This is a genomic window from Rhodoferax sp. WC2427, assembly GCF_040822085.1.
GTDB lineage: Bacteria > Pseudomonadota > Gammaproteobacteria > Burkholderiales > Burkholderiaceae_C > Rhodoferax_B.
This window is the reverse complement of the sequence record NZ_CP162006.1, coordinates 1,617,430-1,632,219: the sequence shown is the minus strand read 5'-3', so window position 1 is coordinate 1,632,219 and position 14,790 is coordinate 1,617,430. Positions and strand designations below refer to the sequence as shown.

13 protein-coding genes and 1 riboswitch are annotated in these 14,790 nt (G+C 63.8%); of the genes, 11 read left to right on the top strand and 2 right to left on the bottom strand.

Annotated features, from left to right (window positions below; genetic code table 11):
• Positions 1–102: 102 nt before the first annotated feature.
• Positions 103–1,026 carry a LysR family transcriptional regulator gene (locus AB3G31_RS07830; RefSeq protein WP_367849628.1) on the bottom strand — a complete coding sequence of 308 codons (924 nt, stop codon included), beginning with the start codon at positions 1,024–1,026 and terminating at the stop codon, positions 103–105.
• 253 nt (positions 1,027–1,279) lie between these two features.
• Here AB3G31_RS07830 and AB3G31_RS07825 point away from each other — a divergent pair, with 253 nt between their 5' ends.
• From AB3G31_RS07825 to AB3G31_RS07775, 11 genes are all read left to right on the top strand, one after another.
• Positions 1,280–3,382, top strand: a complete 2,103-nt coding sequence (locus AB3G31_RS07825) for a bifunctional rhamnulose-1-phosphate aldolase/short-chain dehydrogenase (RefSeq protein WP_367849627.1) — start codon at positions 1,280–1,282, stop codon at positions 3,380–3,382.
• Between the two features lie 32 nt (positions 3,383–3,414).
• Positions 3,415–4,707, top strand: a complete 1,293-nt coding sequence (gene rhaI, locus AB3G31_RS07820; protein ID WP_367849626.1) for an L-rhamnose catabolism isomerase — start codon at positions 3,415–3,417, stop codon at positions 4,705–4,707.
• Positions 4,708–4,827: 120 nt separating this feature from the next.
• On the top strand, positions 4,828–5,820 hold the full coding sequence (gene rhaS / locus AB3G31_RS07815) for a rhamnose ABC transporter substrate-binding protein (protein WP_367849625.1): 993 nt from the start codon (positions 4,828–4,830) through the stop codon (positions 5,818–5,820).
• 98 nt (positions 5,821–5,918) lie between these two features.
• Complete coding sequence (locus AB3G31_RS07810; protein ID WP_367849624.1) at positions 5,919–7,463, top strand: sugar ABC transporter ATP-binding protein; 1,545 nt, start codon at positions 5,919–5,921, stop codon at positions 7,461–7,463.
• Complete coding sequence (locus AB3G31_RS07805) at positions 7,460–8,458, top strand: ABC transporter permease (RefSeq protein WP_367849623.1); 999 nt, start codon at positions 7,460–7,462, stop codon at positions 8,456–8,458. The genes AB3G31_RS07810 and AB3G31_RS07805 overlap by 4 nt, the downstream gene beginning before the upstream one ends.
• Positions 8,455–9,417, top strand: coding sequence for an ABC transporter permease (locus AB3G31_RS07800; RefSeq protein WP_367849622.1), 963 nt, complete (start codon positions 8,455–8,457; stop codon positions 9,415–9,417). Before AB3G31_RS07805 ends, AB3G31_RS07800 begins: the two co-directional genes overlap by 4 nt.
• A complete protein-coding gene (rhaM, locus tag AB3G31_RS07795) occupies positions 9,414–9,734 on the top strand; it encodes an L-rhamnose mutarotase (protein WP_367849621.1) in 321 nt (106 codons plus the stop codon). The genes AB3G31_RS07800 and rhaM overlap by 4 nt, the downstream gene beginning before the upstream one ends.
• Before the next feature lie 4 nt (positions 9,735–9,738).
• Positions 9,739–11,157 (top strand): FGGY-family carbohydrate kinase, encoded by a 1,419-nt coding sequence (locus tag AB3G31_RS07790; RefSeq protein WP_367849620.1) that lies wholly within the window; start codon positions 9,739–9,741, stop codon positions 11,155–11,157.
• Between the two features lie 464 nt (positions 11,158–11,621).
• A complete protein-coding gene (locus tag AB3G31_RS07785) occupies positions 11,622–12,089 on the top strand; it encodes a hypothetical protein (RefSeq protein WP_367849619.1) in 468 nt (155 codons plus the stop codon).
• 14 nt (positions 12,090–12,103) lie between these two features.
• Entirely contained in the window at positions 12,104–12,697 is a 594-nt protein-coding gene (locus AB3G31_RS07780; protein ID WP_367849618.1) for a hypothetical protein, read from the top strand.
• Positions 12,698–12,884: 187 nt separating this feature from the next.
• Positions 12,885–13,040: riboswitch (FMN riboswitch) on the top strand.
• A 350-nt stretch (positions 13,041–13,390) separates the two neighbouring features.
• Complete coding sequence (locus AB3G31_RS07775) at positions 13,391–13,867, top strand: 6,7-dimethyl-8-ribityllumazine synthase (RefSeq protein WP_367849617.1); 477 nt, start codon at positions 13,391–13,393, stop codon at positions 13,865–13,867.
• On the opposite strand, the gene AB3G31_RS07770 is transcribed toward AB3G31_RS07775, so the two are convergent.
• A complete protein-coding gene (locus tag AB3G31_RS07770) occupies positions 13,864–14,790 on the bottom strand; it encodes a diguanylate cyclase (RefSeq protein WP_367849616.1) in 927 nt (308 codons plus the stop codon). The genes AB3G31_RS07775 and AB3G31_RS07770 overlap by 4 nt on opposite strands.

Below are 14,790 nucleotides of genomic sequence, written 5' to 3'. Positions count from 1 at the left end.
TACGCCAATCGGCTCACCCACTCTCAAACAGCTCATACTACAAAATCCATAGCTGCTCCCGCCCATTCCATAAGCGCAGGCTGCCAAGTTAGCCCCTAACCCTCACCCCCGCCCGCTCAGCCGACATTCCGCAAACCCCGCCCCATCCCCCAGCACAAAGTCCCGAAACGCCGCCCCCAGATCCGACGGCACGGCATCGCGGCGGTGCAGCAAACACCAGTCCAGCATCTTGGGCATGTCCTGCAGGTCCAGCACCGCCAACATCCCCGCGGCCAGCTCGACCTGGAACACGTGGGCGGACAGGAAGCTGATGCCCATGCCCACCATCACGGCCTGTTTGATGGTTTCGTTGCCAGACAGCTCCATCGACACGTTCACCTGCAGCGACTGGGATTGCAGCAGGTGCTCCAGAAACTGCCGGGTGGCGGAGCCGGGTTCGCGGAAGATGAAGTCCTCGGTGCGCAAGTCCGCCCAGGTGAGCTTGCGCTGGGCGGCCAAGGGATGGTTGGGCGGGGCGACGATGCAGTGGGGGTTGCGGGCGAAGGTTTCGGCTTCTACGTCGGCCTCGCTGGGCGGGTAGCCGCCGATGGCCACGTCGAGCTGGTGGTCTTGCAGCATGGCCAGGATCTTGTCGCGCCGCTCCACCGTGAGCTTGAAGCGGATGCCGGGGTGGCGTGCCTTGAAGGCCATGAGCAGCGCGGGCGCAAAGTAGTGTGCCGTGGGTACCACGCCCAGGTGCAGCAGGCCGCCCTCGCCGCTGCGGCTGGCGGCCATGGCCTCGTCGGCAATGCGCACCTGGTCGAGGATGCGGCGGGTGTGGCGCAGCAGGGCTTCGCCGGGCGGGGTCAGCACCAGGCGTTTGCCGGTTTTACTGAACAGCGGTTGGCCCGCGTCTTCCTGCAACTGGCTGATCTGCATGGACACCGCGGGCTGCGTCAGGTGCAGTTGCTCGGCGGCCCGCGAGTAGCTCAGCGTGGTGGCCACGGCTTCAAAAATACGGAGCTGGCGCAGGGTGGTGTTTTTCATGCAGGGTTTCACCCGCAATGCGGGCTTTGGACAGTGGGCGAAATCGGCTCGGGGCCACCGGGTTGGCAGGGAGTTTCCCTAAGCTGCAACGCAGCATTTCAGGCCCTAAACGCCCATGGGGCGACCCCCTACGGTGGCGGTCCCCAAGTATAAGAAAAACTTTGTCAAATCATCAATAAGCATTGGTTGTGGATATGCACGGCTGTTTCTAGACTTGCAGCCAAGCAACACCTTCCACTCCAGAACCGCTTTCATGTCCACACCTACCACCGCCCCCTTCCCCACCTGGAACGATGCCCATGCGGCCACACTGGATGCGTCCGGCCTGCTGCTGTACCGCTCGAACCTGTTGGGCTCCGACCTGCGCATCACCAACTACGGCGGTGGCAACACCTCGGCCAAGCTGGTGCAAAAAGACCCGCTGACCGGGCAGGACGCCACCGTGCTGTGGGTCAAGGGCTCGGGCGGCGACGTGGGCTCGATGAAGCTCGACGGCTTCAGCACCCTGTACATGGACAAACTCAATGCGCTGCAAAAGCTGTACCGCGGCCCGCAGTTTGAAGACGAGATGGTGGCCTACCTGCCGCACTGCACCTTCAACCTGAACCCGCGCGCCGCCAGCATCGACACGCCCCTGCACGCCTACCTGCCCTTCGCCCATGTGGACCACATGCACCCCGACGCGGTGATTGCGATTGCCGCCATGGCCCACAGCGAAGCGCTGACCGCCAAGATTTTTGAAGGCACCGTGGGCTGGCTGCCCTGGCGCAAGCCCGGCTTCGAGCTGGGCCTGATGCTGCAGCGCTACCAGGCGGCCCACCCCGACCAGCGCGGTTTGGTGCTGGCGGGCCACGGCCTGTTTACCTGGGGCGACACGGCCAAGAGCTGCTATGAGAACACCGTGGGTGTGATCGCCCATGCGCAAAACTGGCTGGGCCGCGAGACCGCAGCCCGCAAGGCCGTGGCCTTTGGCGGCGTGGCGCGGGCATCGCTGGCCACCGCCGCGCAAGACGCCACCCTGGCCCGTGTGCTGCCGGTGCTGCGCGGCCTGGCTTCCAAGAGCGGCCACAAGCTGATGCATGTAGACCGCCAGCCTGCGGTGATGGAATTTGTGAACAGCGTGCAACTGGCCCCGCTGGCCGCCATGGGCACCTCCTGCCCCGACCATTTCTTGCGCACCAAGATCCGCCCGCTGATCCTGGAAGCCGCCGTGTACCAGCTCGAAGGCGCCGCCCTGGCCGCCGCGCTGGAAGAGAAACTGGCGGCCTACCGCGCCGACTACGCCGCCTACTACGACCGCTGCAAGCGCCCCGACAGCCCGGCCCTGCGCGATGCCAACCCGGTGATCATTTTGCTGCCCGGCATCGGCATGGTGTCGATTGCCAAGGACAAGGCCACGGCGCGCATTGCCGGTGAGTTTTACATCAACGCCATCAACGTGATGCGCGATGCCAATGCCATCGACACCTATGTGGGCCTGCCCGAGCAGGAGGCCTTCGACATCGAATACTGGCTGCTCGAAGAAGCCAAGCTGCAGCGCATGCCCAAGGCAAAGCCTCTGGTCGGCAAGGTGGCGCTGGTGACCGGCGGCGCAGGCGGCATTGGCCGCGCCATCGTCGAGCGCTTCCTGAACGAGGGTGCCTGCGTGGCCCTGCTGGACATCGACGTGGAAGCGCTGGAAAGCACCCGCGCCGCGCTGGCCCAGCGCTACGGCAAAGACGTGGTGCGCAGCATGGTGTGCGACGTCACGTCCGAAGACTCGGTGATTGCCGCCTACGTGCAGGCCACGCTGGAGTTTGGCGGGGTAGACATTCTGGTGTCCAACGCCGGTATTGCCTCCGCCGCACCCATCGAAGACACCAGCCTGGCGCTGTGGATGCGTAACCAGAACATCCTGGCCACCGGCTACTTCCTGGTGGGCCGCGAATGTTTCCGTCTGATGAAGGCCCAGGCCATCGGCGGTGCCATGGTGTATATCGCCAGCAAAAACGGCATGGTGGCCAGCGCCCAGGCCAGCGCCTACTGCGCGGCCAAGGCGGCCGAGATCCAGCTCTCGCGCAGCTTTGCGTTGGAAGGCGCACCGCTGGGCATCCGCTCCAATGTGGTCAACCCCGACGCGGTGATCCGCGGCAGCAAGATCTGGACGGGTGCCTGGAGCCAGGAGCGCGCCGCCGCCAACAAGATCAGCGAGGAAGAACTCGAAGCCTTCTACCGCGACCGCTCCATGCTCAAACGCAGCGTGTTCCCCGAAGACATTGCCGAAGCCACCTACTTCCTGGCCAGCGACCTGGCCGCCAAATCGACCGGCAACATCATCAACGTGGATGCGGGTAATCTTGCGGCCTTCCCGCGTTAATTCGGCGATCAAACAAAACCAAAGAGACGACCATGACCACCACCAAAATTGCTCCCGAATTAATAGCTACTCACGCTCATGAATCAAGCGCCAGAGTGCATTTAGACTATGAAAACCTGGGCGAACAGCTGGCCCGCCGGGGTGTAGATATCGACGTGCTGAAAGCCGCCGTGGCGCAGTTCGCCGTGGCCGTGCCCAGCTGGGGCGTGGGCACGGGCGGTACGCGCTTCGCCCGCTTCCCTGGCCAGGGCGAGCCGCGCAACGTGTTCGACAAGCTGCAAGACTGCGGCGTGATCCACCAGCTGGTGCGCTGCACGCCCACCGTGTCGCCGCACTTCCCCTGGGACAAGGTGAACGACTACAAAGAGCTGCGCCAGCACGCCGAATCCTTCGGCCTGGGGTTTGATGCGGTCAACTCCAACACCTTCTCCGACCAGAAGAACCAGCCGCTGTCGTACAAGTTCGGCAGCCTGACGCATGCCGACGCCGGCGTGCGCGCCCAGGCCGTGGCGCACAACATCGAGTGCATCGAGATCGGCAAGCAGATCGGCAGCAAGGCGCTGACGGTGTGGATTGGCGACGGCTCCAACTTCCCCGGCCAAAGCCACTTCCGCCGCCAGTTCGACCGCTACCTGGACAGCAACCGCCAGATCTACGCCGCCCTGCCCGACGGCTGGCAGATGTTTTTAGAGCACAAGATGTTCGAACCCGCCTTCTACGCCACCGTGATCCAGGACTGGGGCTCCAGCCTGCTGGCCGCCCAAACCCTGGGCGAGAAAGCCCGCTGCCTGGTAGACCTGGGCCACCACGCGCCCAACACCAACATCGAGATGATCGTGGCCCGCCTGGTGCATGCGCAAAAGCTGGCCGGGTTCCACTTCAACGACAGCAAATACGGCGACGACGATCTGGACAGCGGCAGCATCAACCCGTTCCAGCTGTTCCTGGTGTTCAACGAGCTGGTGGACGCAGCGCAAAGCAAAGCCCCCAACTTCGACCCCGCCTACATGCTGGACCAGTCGCACAACGTGACCGACCCCATCGAGAGCCTGATGACCAGTGCCATCACCGTGCAGCGCTGCTACGCCCAGGCCCTGCTGGTGGACCGCGTGGCCTTAACCAATTACCAGGACAGCAACGACGTGCTGATGGCCGCGCAGACCTTGAAGGCCGCCTTCCACACCGACGTGACCCCGCTGCTGCAAAAAATCCGCCTGGAAGCCGGTGGCGCAGTGGACCCGGTGGCCACCTACCGCGCCAGCGGCTACCGCACGGACATGGCGGCCATCCGCCCCGCCAGCGGCCCCAGCAGCGGCATTGTTTAAGCGGATTTGCACCGGCAAAGCGCACCCCATCGACACTGGCGGCAAATCCAAGCTGCCGCCGGTAGCGACTCCGGCCTTCAAGGCAATTTTTGATACCAACAACGACATCCAGGAGACAACATGAAGAAACAACTCGCAACCCTGATCACCGTGGCACTGAGCGCAGCCCTGGCCAGCCCGGCCTTTGCCGCCGACAAGATCGCCCTGGTGGTGAAGAGCCTGGGCAACGGCTTCTTTGATGCCGCCAACCAGGGCGCGCAAGAGGCCGCCAAAGAGCTCAAGAACATCGACATCATCTACACCGGCCCGGCCAAGGCCACGGCCGAAGGCCAGATCGAAATCGTCAACGCGCTGATCGCCCAGAAGGTGTCGGCCATCGTCATTTCCGCCAACGACCCCGACGCGCTGGCCCCCGTGCTCAAGCGCGCCATGGACCGTGGCATCAAGGTCATCTCGTTCGACTCGGGCGTGCGCAAAGACGGCCGCATGATGCACCTCAACCCCTCCAGCAACCCGCTGATCGGCGAAAAACTGGTGAAGATGACGGCAGACGCGATTGGCTCCACCGGTGAAGTCGCGGTGCTGTCGGCCACGGCCCAGGCCACCAACCAGAACATCTGGATCGAAGAAGCCAAGAAAGTGCTGGCCCAGCCCGCCTACCAGGGCCTGAAGCTGGTCAGCGTGGTCTACGGTGACGACCAGACCGACAAGAGCTACCGCGAAGCCCAAGGCCTGTTCAAGAGCTACCCCAACCTGAAGGCCATCATTGCCCCCACCACCGTGGGCGTGGCGGCTGCGGCCAAGGCCGTACAGGATGAAAAGAAGGTCGGTACCATCTTCGTGACCGGCCTGGGTTTGCCGTCTGAAATGGCCGGCCACGTGAAGAGCGGCGCAGTCAAGTCCTTCGCCATCTGGAACCCGATCGACCTGGGCTACTCGTCCATCTACGCGGCCAGCCAATTCATCTCGGGCAAGGTCACCGGCAAGGCGGGCGACAAGGTGTCGCTGGGCCGTGTGGGCACCGTCACGCTGGACGCAAATGGCGAAGCGGCCATGTCCGAGCCCTTCACCTATGACGCGACCAACGTCGAGAAATTCGCCAAGTTCTTCTAAGCGAGCCCGCTGGCACCTGCGGGCGCTGGCTGTACAGTTTTCTGGGGCATCTCTGTCAGGGTAGGTGCCCCTTTTTTAATGCGAAGCTGGATTTTTAAATGACTGATGCTTTGTTGAGCCTGCGCGGTGTCCACAAGCGCTACGGTGCCACCCACGCGCTGCGCGGGGTGGACCTGGAGCTGCGCGCCGGGGAAGTGCTGGCCCTGGTGGGCGAGAACGGCGCGGGCAAATCCACCCTGGTCAAGATGCTGACCGGGGTGATCCCGGTGGACGAGGGCACAGTCTCGCTGCGCGGCGTAGCCCACACCTTTGCCAACGCCCAGGCCTCGCAGGCCGCGGGCATCCTGGCGGTGCACCAGGAAACGGTGATGTTCGAAGAACTCAGCGTGGCCGAAAACATCTACGTGGGCCGCCACATCATGCGCGGCCCGTTCATAAACTGGTCGGCCATGCACACGCAGGCCCAGGCCGTGCTGGAGCAGATCGGTGCGCGCTTCAACGCCACCACCATGGTCAAGGACCTGAGCCTGGCTGAACGGCATCTGGTGGAGATCGCCCGGGCCCTGTCGCAAAAAGCCGCGGTGGTAATTTTGGACGAGCCCACCGCCGCCCTGTCGCAGGCCGAAATCCGCGACTTCTACGGCATCGTGCGCCAACTGCGCGACCAGGGCGTGGGCGTGATTTTCATCACCCACAAGTTCGACGAGATTTTTGCCGTGGCCGACCGCTACCTGGTGCTGCGCGACGGCACCGCCGTGGGCAGCGGCGCGATTGCCGATGCCACCGAGCAGGAGCTGGTCAAGCTGATGGCCGGGCGCGCCATTGACCAGATCTACCCGCACATCGCCTCCACCCCGGGCGAGGTGGTGATGTCGGTGAAAGACCTGTCGCACCCCACCGAATTCCAGAACCTGTCGTTCGAGCTGCGCCGCGGCGAGATCCTGGGCTTTTACGGCCTGGTGGGCTCGGGCCGCAGCGAGGCCATGCTGGCCATCATGGGCCTGAACCCTGCCGCCACCGGCGACTTTGTGGTCAACGGCCAAAAACTCAACGCCCGCCGCCCCGGCGACGCGATTGCGGCGGGTATTGCCTACGTGCCCGAGGAGCGCCAGCGCCAGGGGGCCATCCTCAGCTTTTCGGTAGAGCACAACATCAGCCTGGCGGGCCTGGCGCGGTTCTCCCGCGGCATCTGGCTGTCCAAGCTGCGTGAATCGGCGCTGTGCCAACGCATGGTTGAGCGCCTGCGCATCAAGACGGAATCGCCCGACACCCTGCTGTCGGGCCTGTCGGGCGGCAACCAGCAAAAGGTGGTGATCGCCAAATGGCTGGGGCTGGACCCGCGCATCGTGATCCTGGACGAGCCCACCAAGGGCATCGACGTGGGGGCCAAGCAGGCCGTGTACCAGCTGATCGCCGAGATGGTGGAGCAAGGCCTGGCGGTGATTCTGGTGTCCAGCGAGCTGCCCGAGGTGATGCACCTGGCGCACCGCACCATCGTCATGCGCCGGGGCCTGCAGGTGGCCGAGTTCGCCCGCGCCGACGCCCATGCCGAGCAGATCGTGGCGGCCGCTTCAGGCCTGGGCCATGCACCCCCGCCCAGCCCGGCGGTGGCTGTTTTTGAACTAGAGGCGGTAGCCGCATGAAAAACTTCTCTTCCATCCGCCGCGAGTGGCTGCTGCTGGCCATCATCGCCGCCATCGCCCTGGCCGTGGGCGCACGCGCCCCGGTGTTTTTAACCTGGCGCAACGGCCTGGACATTGCCAACGATTCGGCCATCCTGGCGATTTTGGTGATGGGCCAGATGATGGTGCTGCTGACCCGTGGCATCGACCTGTCGGTGGCTTCCAACCTGGCGCTCACCGGCATGGTCTGCGCGCTGCTGGGCAAGGCCTGGCCGGGTGCCTCGGTGCCGGTGCTGCTGCTGGTGGCACTGGCCGTGGGGGCCTTGCTGGGCGCGGTTAACGGCTGGCTCATCACCCGCTTTGACCTGCCACCCATCGTGGTGACGCTGGGCACGCTGTCGGCCTACCGGGGCGCGATTTTTGTGGCCAGCAAGGGCGCCTGGGTGTCCGACCAGGACATCCACCCCGCCATCAAGGGCCTGCCGCGCGAAACCTGGCTGGGCTTGCCCGCGCTGGTGTGGTTTGCCCTGGTGGTGCTGGTACTGGCGGCGGTGTTCTTGAAGCTGCGCCGCGAGGGCCGCGAGATCTACGCCCTGGGCGGCAACCCGCATGCTGCGGCCTACGTGGGCATCTCGGCGCGCCAGCGGCTGATGATGGTCTACACCCTGTCGGGCATGCTGGCCGGGCTGGCCGGGCTGCTGTGGGTGGGGCGCTATTCCATCGCCTACACCGAGCTGGCGGCGGGCTACGAGCTGACGGTGGTGGCCGCCTGCGTGATTGGCGGGGTGAGCATTGGCGGCGGCGTGGGCACGGTGCTGGGCGCTGCGCTGGGCGTGCTGTTCATTGGCGTGGTCAACGGGGCACTGCCGGTGATCCAGGTGTCGCCGTTCTGGCAGCAGGCGATTGCCGGGGCCGTGATCTTGATCTCGGTAGCCGTCAATGCGCGGTCCGAACGGCGTGCGGGCCGCCAGATTCTGGAACACAAGACAAGCACATTAAAAGGAGCCACGGCATGAAGGCCTGGAACACATGGGAGCGGGTTTTGCTGGCCCTGCTGGTGCTGCTGCTGGCGGGCTTTGGCTGGGCGCAGCCGGGCTTCATGTCGGTGGACGCGCTGGCCGACAGCACTTTCAACTTCAGCGAAAAAGGCATTCTGGCGCTGGCCCTGGCCCTGCTGATCATCACCGGCGAGATCGATTTGTCGATTGCCGCCATCCTGGCCCTGTGCTCGCTGGCCATGGGCTACGCCATGCAGGCCGGGGCCGGTCCGCTGGGCATGGTGCTGGCGGCCTTTGCCACCGGCGGCGTGGCCGGTGCGGTCAACGGCGTGCTGGTCACGCACTACAAGCTGCCGTCCATCGTGGTCACCATCGGCACGCTGTCGCTGTACCGGGGCCTGGCCATGGTGGCGCTGGGTGACAAGGCCATCTCGGGCTACCCCGAGGTGTTCTCCACCCTGGGCAACAGCTATGTGGGCGAGGTAATCGGCGTGCGCTGGCTGACCCTGCCCATCGAGTTCGCCATCCTGCTGGTGGCCGCCGTGGCGGTGGGCATCACGCTGCACCGCACCGTGCTGGGCCGCAGGCTGTACGCCATTGGCGCGAATCCGGTGGCGGCGCGCTTCTCGGGCATCGAGGCCGACCGCTACCGGCTGGCGCTGTTTGTGTTTGCCGGGCTGATGGCTGCGCTGGCCGCCATTTTGCTGACCGGCCGCATCGGCAGCACCCGCCCCAACATCGCCATGGGCTGGGAGCTGGACGCCATCACCATGGTGATCCTGGGCGGCGTGGCCATCGAGGGCGGGCGCGGCAGTATCGTGGGCACCATGCTGGCGGTGCTGCTGCTGGGCCTGTTCACCTTTGCCATGGGAATGGCCAACGTGACCGGCATCGTGATGTCCATGGTGATCGGCGCGCTGCTGATCGTGTCCATGGTGTTGCCCAAGCTGTTCAAACGCAGGCGGGTATTTGCATGAGCAACGAGAAGTACGCCTTTCGCATGCTCCTGCACCCCGGCTGCGTGGCCGAGTACAAGAAGCGCCACGACGCCATCTGGCCCGAGCTGGTGGCCCTGCTGAAGTCGGCAGGTGTCAGCGACTACAGCATCTACCTGGATGAAGAACACCACACCCTCTTCGCCGTGCTGCGCCGCACGCCTGGCCACGGCATGGACAGCCTGCCCCAGCACCCGGTAATGCAGCGCTGGTGGGCGTACATGGCCGACCTGATGCGCGCGAACCCCGACGGCAGCCCGGTGGCCGAGCCCTTGCCCTGCCTGTTCCACCTGGATTGACACCGTGCACGATCTGACCCTCGTCATCGACATCGGCAAAAGCCACGCCAAACTGCTGCTGGTGGACGACCATGGCAGCGTGCTGGAGCAGCATGGCCGCAAGAACGCGCCTGTCGAATCCCCGCTGGGCTACAGCGCGCTGGACATTGGCGGCCTGACCGACTGGATCTGCAACACGCTGGCGGCCAGCGCCCTCACCCGGCGCTGCGCCCGCGTGGTCACCAGCACCCATGGCGCGGCCTTTGTAGGCATCACCGCCGACGGCCTGGCCTGGCCGCCGCTGGACTACGAGTGCGACACCTTTGCCGGGCAAACCAGCGCCCTGCACCACGCCTACCAGCGCCAGCGCGACGGCTTTGACGTCACCTATGCGCCCGACCTGCCGGTAGGCCTGAACGCCGCCCGCCAGCTCTATTGGCTGCAACACACCTATCCCGAGGCCTGGGTCCGCACCCAAACCCTGTTGCCCTACACGCAGTACTGGGCCTGGTGGCTCAGCGGCGTGGCGGCCAGCGAGGTGTCGTCCCTGGGCTGCCACACCCAGCTGTGGGCACCAGACCGGCAGGATTTCGCGCCCCTGGCCAAAGCGCAGGGCTGGGCAGCCAAGTTCGCCCCCCTGGCCCCGGCCTGGCAGGTACTGGGCTGCGTACGCCCGGCACTGGCCGATGCCCTGGGCCTGCCGCACAGTTGCGAGATCCACGTGGGCGTGCACGACAGCAACGCCTGCCTGGCCCGCTACCTGTCCAGCACGGCCGAGCTGACCGTGGTGTCCTCCGGCACCTGGACGGTGCTGATGGCCCCCGACGCGCCCACGGGCACGCTGGACGCACAGCGCGACATGCTGTGCAACGTCAACGTGCGCGGCCAGGCCACGCCCACCGCCCGCTTCATGGGCGGCCGCGAATTCGCTGCCCTGCTGGACGGTGCCCCCGCCGACCTGGGCACGCTGGAAGATGCCCAAGCCCTGCTGCGCAGCCACACCAGCGCACTGCCCAGCTTCGCCCCGCAAGGCGGCCCGTTCATGCACCGCACCGGCGAGGTACTGCGTGCAGGCCAAGCCCTCGCACTGCAGGCCCTGGCCCCCGCCGAACGCTCGGCCCTGGCCGCCCTGTACTGCGCCCAAGTCACCGCCTGGCTGGTGCAGCAACTGCGCCCCGGCGCGTCCGACACCACCGTGGTCGTCGAAGGCCCTCTCGCCCATAACCGGCTTTTCCTGGGCCTGCTGCAGGCCCTGCTGACCGGCCACACCTGCTACGCCAGCATCGACGCGATGGAGGGCACCGCCCGCGGTGCCTGGATGCTGGGCCGCTGGAGCCACCCCACGGCATCCCAGCACCTGCTGGCCGCACCGGCCTATCGGCTGGACGGGTTAGGGGAATACCACCGGCAGTGGCTGGAGAGTTGCCTGCTTTTTGCGGCATAGAAATACTATGGTTTTGATAGCTTCTTGTGCTGGTGAAATAAGCACAAGCAGCTTATTTCTTGCACCATGCCTTGACCTACCCCATGGTGGTAGATACCGCTCCACCGCCAACGAAGAAATCCCCATGGGATTAGATCGCCCATGCGCGCTGAAAAGCAGCTTCGTGCACCGCTCCCACGAACGTGCCTAGTCTTCTTGGGTGATTGCACATTCCAACAGCATGTTCCGCGCCAAAGGGTTGAGTCAGTCCCAAAAATTGCATACGAAAAATATTTTTGAAAAGTAAATTTTCACAGATTTATAGATATTTTGATCACATACAATCCGCTCGATTTTTATCTAAAAATTTACTTTTCATGCAAAAAATTTACCGAAGTACATCGTTCGCTCTTGTCGGCATAGCCTGTCTATTCTTGGTGGGTTGCGCAGGTCCGGCTCCCAGTTATGCACCGTCTATTGACAATGTGGAAGCATTGAAAAAGTCGGGTGCGGGCACGGTCACCGTGGCAGGCATCTCACCTGCAGAAAACCTGAAGGGTGCCAGTGCCATTCAACTGCGTGCAGCCAGCATGCAAACACCGGTTGGCAAAAACTATGGCGACTACATAGCAGCAGCCTTGCGCACCGAGCTTGAAATGGCCAAGTTGTATGCGCCGCAGTCCGGAACCACCATCAGCGGCGTATTGCTGAAAAACAATATTGATGCTGGCGGTCTGTCTACCAACGAAGGACAGCTTGAAGCCCGCTTCACCGTCAAGCGTGAAGGGCAGGTCCGGTTTGAAAAAACCAAGTCCATCGTCCACACATGGGAAAGCGCATTTGCAGGTGCTGTCGCCATTCCGCTGGCAGCCAACAACTATCCCATCATGGTGCAAAAGCTGATTGATGCACTGGTATCCGATTCCGACTTTATCCAATCCCTCAAAAACTAAACCGGCCTTAAACCATGAAACGCTTTTTCCAAATCTGCATGTCCACCGCTGCGTGCGTGGTCCTGTTCGGCTGCGCCCACCCGATCAGCATGACTCCTGATTCCAAAGTCATCCCTACCGCCAACGCAACAACCGTCATCCCCAAAAAAGTGGGGTTTTATATTTCTGATGCATCGAAGGCACTGGAGATTACCTCTCCTGGCGGTGGCGGCGACAAGATCCGCTACTTCCCTTACCGCGACTTGGAGACAGGGCTATACCAGGCGCTGTCTGCGGCATTCAGCGATGTCAGCAAAATCAAAGATCCCAAAGACATTGCCGCATGGAAAGCCAACGGTGTAAGCCTGCTCATCACACCTGAAATCACCACTACCTCATCGTCCCCTAGCCCGTTCACCTGGCCCCCCACGCAATTTGGTATCCAACTGACATGCGCCATTACCGACGTTGACGGCAAAACCCTCGAGACAGTGCGAGTTCAAGGCGAAGGCCGCGCCGAATACGAAGATTTCAAGAGCAATTTCTCGCTATCTGCTGTACGTGCCTCCAACGATGCCTTGGCCAAACTGGTCACTGCACTCGGTGAGTCGAAAGCCCTGCGCCAGTAAACGCCCTTCCAACAGGGTTGCGGTGGAACCACCCAGTCAAGCGGTTGGTGGAATGCGTATGGCACAACACTATGCTTTTGATAGCTGCTCACGCTGATGCAATAAGCGCCAGCCGCATATTTACCTTATAAGCACAGGTTGTAAGCCTAGCCTTACACTTGAGGCCTCTGCACGCAGCCGTGCAGAACAGCGTTCTCAGGGCGGGGTGCAATTCCCCACCGGCGGTGATGGCAGCGATGCACAAGCCCGCGAGCGCCCTTGCGTGGTTTGCCATGCAAGGGGTCAGCAGATTCCGGTGCGATTCCGGAGCCGACGATCATAGTCCGGATGCAAGAACGTGTTTACGGTTTCTTTGGGGTCGCGCAGATGCCTGTTCGGGATGCGCAGCTAGGTGCAAAACCCAGGCCAAGGCTTTCCGCCTTGGCTGGTTTTGTAACGACGCTGAGCGCCCGAAAAGGCACCGGCCCTTCGGGTTGGGGTGAAATCGGGCGATTTGTCTGCCGGAACCCTTGCATGGGCGGGGAGCCCATGCTGCGGTCTCCGACAACCAACTCATCCCGATTGCACCCCAACGCGACATCAAAGAACCCGCAAACACGTTCTTAGAGAACGCGCCATGTGCACACCCGTTTTTGGCGGTCTGTGCCTGCGCGCGTGCGTCCTGGGTTGGAACATTTTTTGCCAACACCTTTCATGACCACAACCGCCACCACCCCCGTCCGCATCGCCTTCGTCCAAGCCACCTGGCATGCCGAGATCGTCAACCAGGCCCGCGGCGGCTTTTTGGCCGAGATGGCACGCCAGGGCGTGCCGCGCGAAGCCATCGACATCCTGGAGTTGCCCGGCGCCTTTGAAATTCCGCTGCACGCCAAGAAGCTGGCCCAAAGCGGCCAGTTCGATGCCATCGTGGCCTGTGCCCTGGTGGTGGACGGCGGCATTTACCGCCATGAATTTGTGGCCAACGCCGTCGTCCAGGGGCTGATGACCGTGCAGCTGGATACGGGCGTGCCGGTGTTCAGCGCCGTGCTGACACCGCACCACTTCCACAGCCACGCCGAGCACCAGCAGTTCTTTGGCGACCACTTTGTGCACAAGGGTGCAGAAGTGGCCCAGGCCTGCCTGGCCACGGTAGCCAGCCTGCGCCGGCTGGACACCACACTGGCCCGCTAAAACCGGCTGGTCGAGGCGTAAGCGCCCGACACCACGCGGTTGCGGCCCTGGTGTTTGGCCTGGTAGAGCATGGCATCGGCCTGCTCCAACAGCAATGCCGGGTCGTGCCGACCACCAGCGCTGATGTGGACCGCACCAATGCTGATGGTGACCACGCTGGCCACGTCCGAGCCCGCATTCGGCAGGCCCAGCGCCATCACGTCGGTGCGCAGACGCTCCAGCAGGTGGTCCAGATCGGGCACGCCGGGCAGCAGCAGCACGAATTCTTCGCCACCGTAGCGGGCCGCCAGGTCGTAGGGCCGCCGGGCAAAGCTGGCCACCACCTGGGCGATGCGGCGCAGTGCGTCGTCGCCCGCCGGGTGGCCGTACAGGTCGTTGTACTGCTTGAAAAAGTCCACGTCGATCATCGACAGCCCCAGCGATTCCTTGCGCCGGGCCGCCAGTTGGCAGACCACCTGCAGCGACTCGTCGAACGAACGGCGGTTGGCAATGCCGGTCAGGCCATCGCGGCTGGCCAGGCGCTCCAGCTCCTTGCGCTGGGCAATCAGCCGCAGGTGGTTGCGGATGCGGATGCGCGCAATCGCCGGGCGGATGGGTTTGACCACGTAGTCCACCGCGCCCAGCAGCAGGCCCTGCTCTTCGCTGCGGGCATCGTTGAGGCCGCTGATAAAAATCACCGCGACATGGGCGGTGCGGGGGTTGGCGTGCAGGGCTTGCAGCACTTCGTAGCCGTCCATACCGGGCATGGCGATGTCGAGCAGCAGCAGGCATATCTCGGGTTCTTCGCGCACCCTTTGCAGGGCCGAGGGGCCGTCCTTGGCCAGCAGCACGCGGCATTCTCCGTACAACAGGTCGGCCAGCACGGTGCGGCTGGTGCGGTCGTCATCGACGATCAGCACGGTGGGCAGGGACAGCATATCCAT

Bases quoted from the DNA above. Each gene is read 5' to 3' on its own strand.
- rhaI (WP_367849626.1), top strand. From the start codon at position 3,415: ATGACCACCACCAAAATTGCTCCCGAATTAATAGCTACTCACGCTCAT.
- rhaS (WP_367849625.1), top strand. From the start codon at position 4,828: ATGAAGAAACAACTCGCAACCCTGATCACCGTGGCACTGAGCGCAGCC.
- AB3G31_RS07780 (WP_367849618.1), top strand. From the start codon at position 12,104: ATGAAACGCTTTTTCCAAATCTGCATGTCCACCGCTGCGTGCGTGGTC.
- AB3G31_RS07770 (WP_367849616.1), bottom strand. From the start codon at position 14,790: ATGGATATGCTGTCCCTGCCCACCGTGCTGATCGTCGATGACGACCGC.
- AB3G31_RS07800 (WP_367849622.1), top strand. From the start codon at position 8,455: ATGAAGGCCTGGAACACATGGGAGCGGGTTTTGCTGGCCCTGCTGGTG.
- AB3G31_RS07830 (WP_367849628.1), bottom strand. From the start codon at position 1,026: ATGAAAAACACCACCCTGCGCCAGCTCCGTATTTTTGAAGCCGTGGCC.
- rhaM (WP_367849621.1), top strand. From the start codon at position 9,414: ATGAGCAACGAGAAGTACGCCTTTCGCATGCTCCTGCACCCCGGCTGC.
- AB3G31_RS07825 (WP_367849627.1), top strand. From the start codon at position 1,280: ATGTCCACACCTACCACCGCCCCCTTCCCCACCTGGAACGATGCCCAT.
- AB3G31_RS07810 (WP_367849624.1), top strand. From the start codon at position 5,919: ATGACTGATGCTTTGTTGAGCCTGCGCGGTGTCCACAAGCGCTACGGT.
- AB3G31_RS07805 (WP_367849623.1), top strand. From the start codon at position 7,460: ATGAAAAACTTCTCTTCCATCCGCCGCGAGTGGCTGCTGCTGGCCATC.
- AB3G31_RS07775 (WP_367849617.1), top strand. From the start codon at position 13,391: ATGACCACAACCGCCACCACCCCCGTCCGCATCGCCTTCGTCCAAGCC.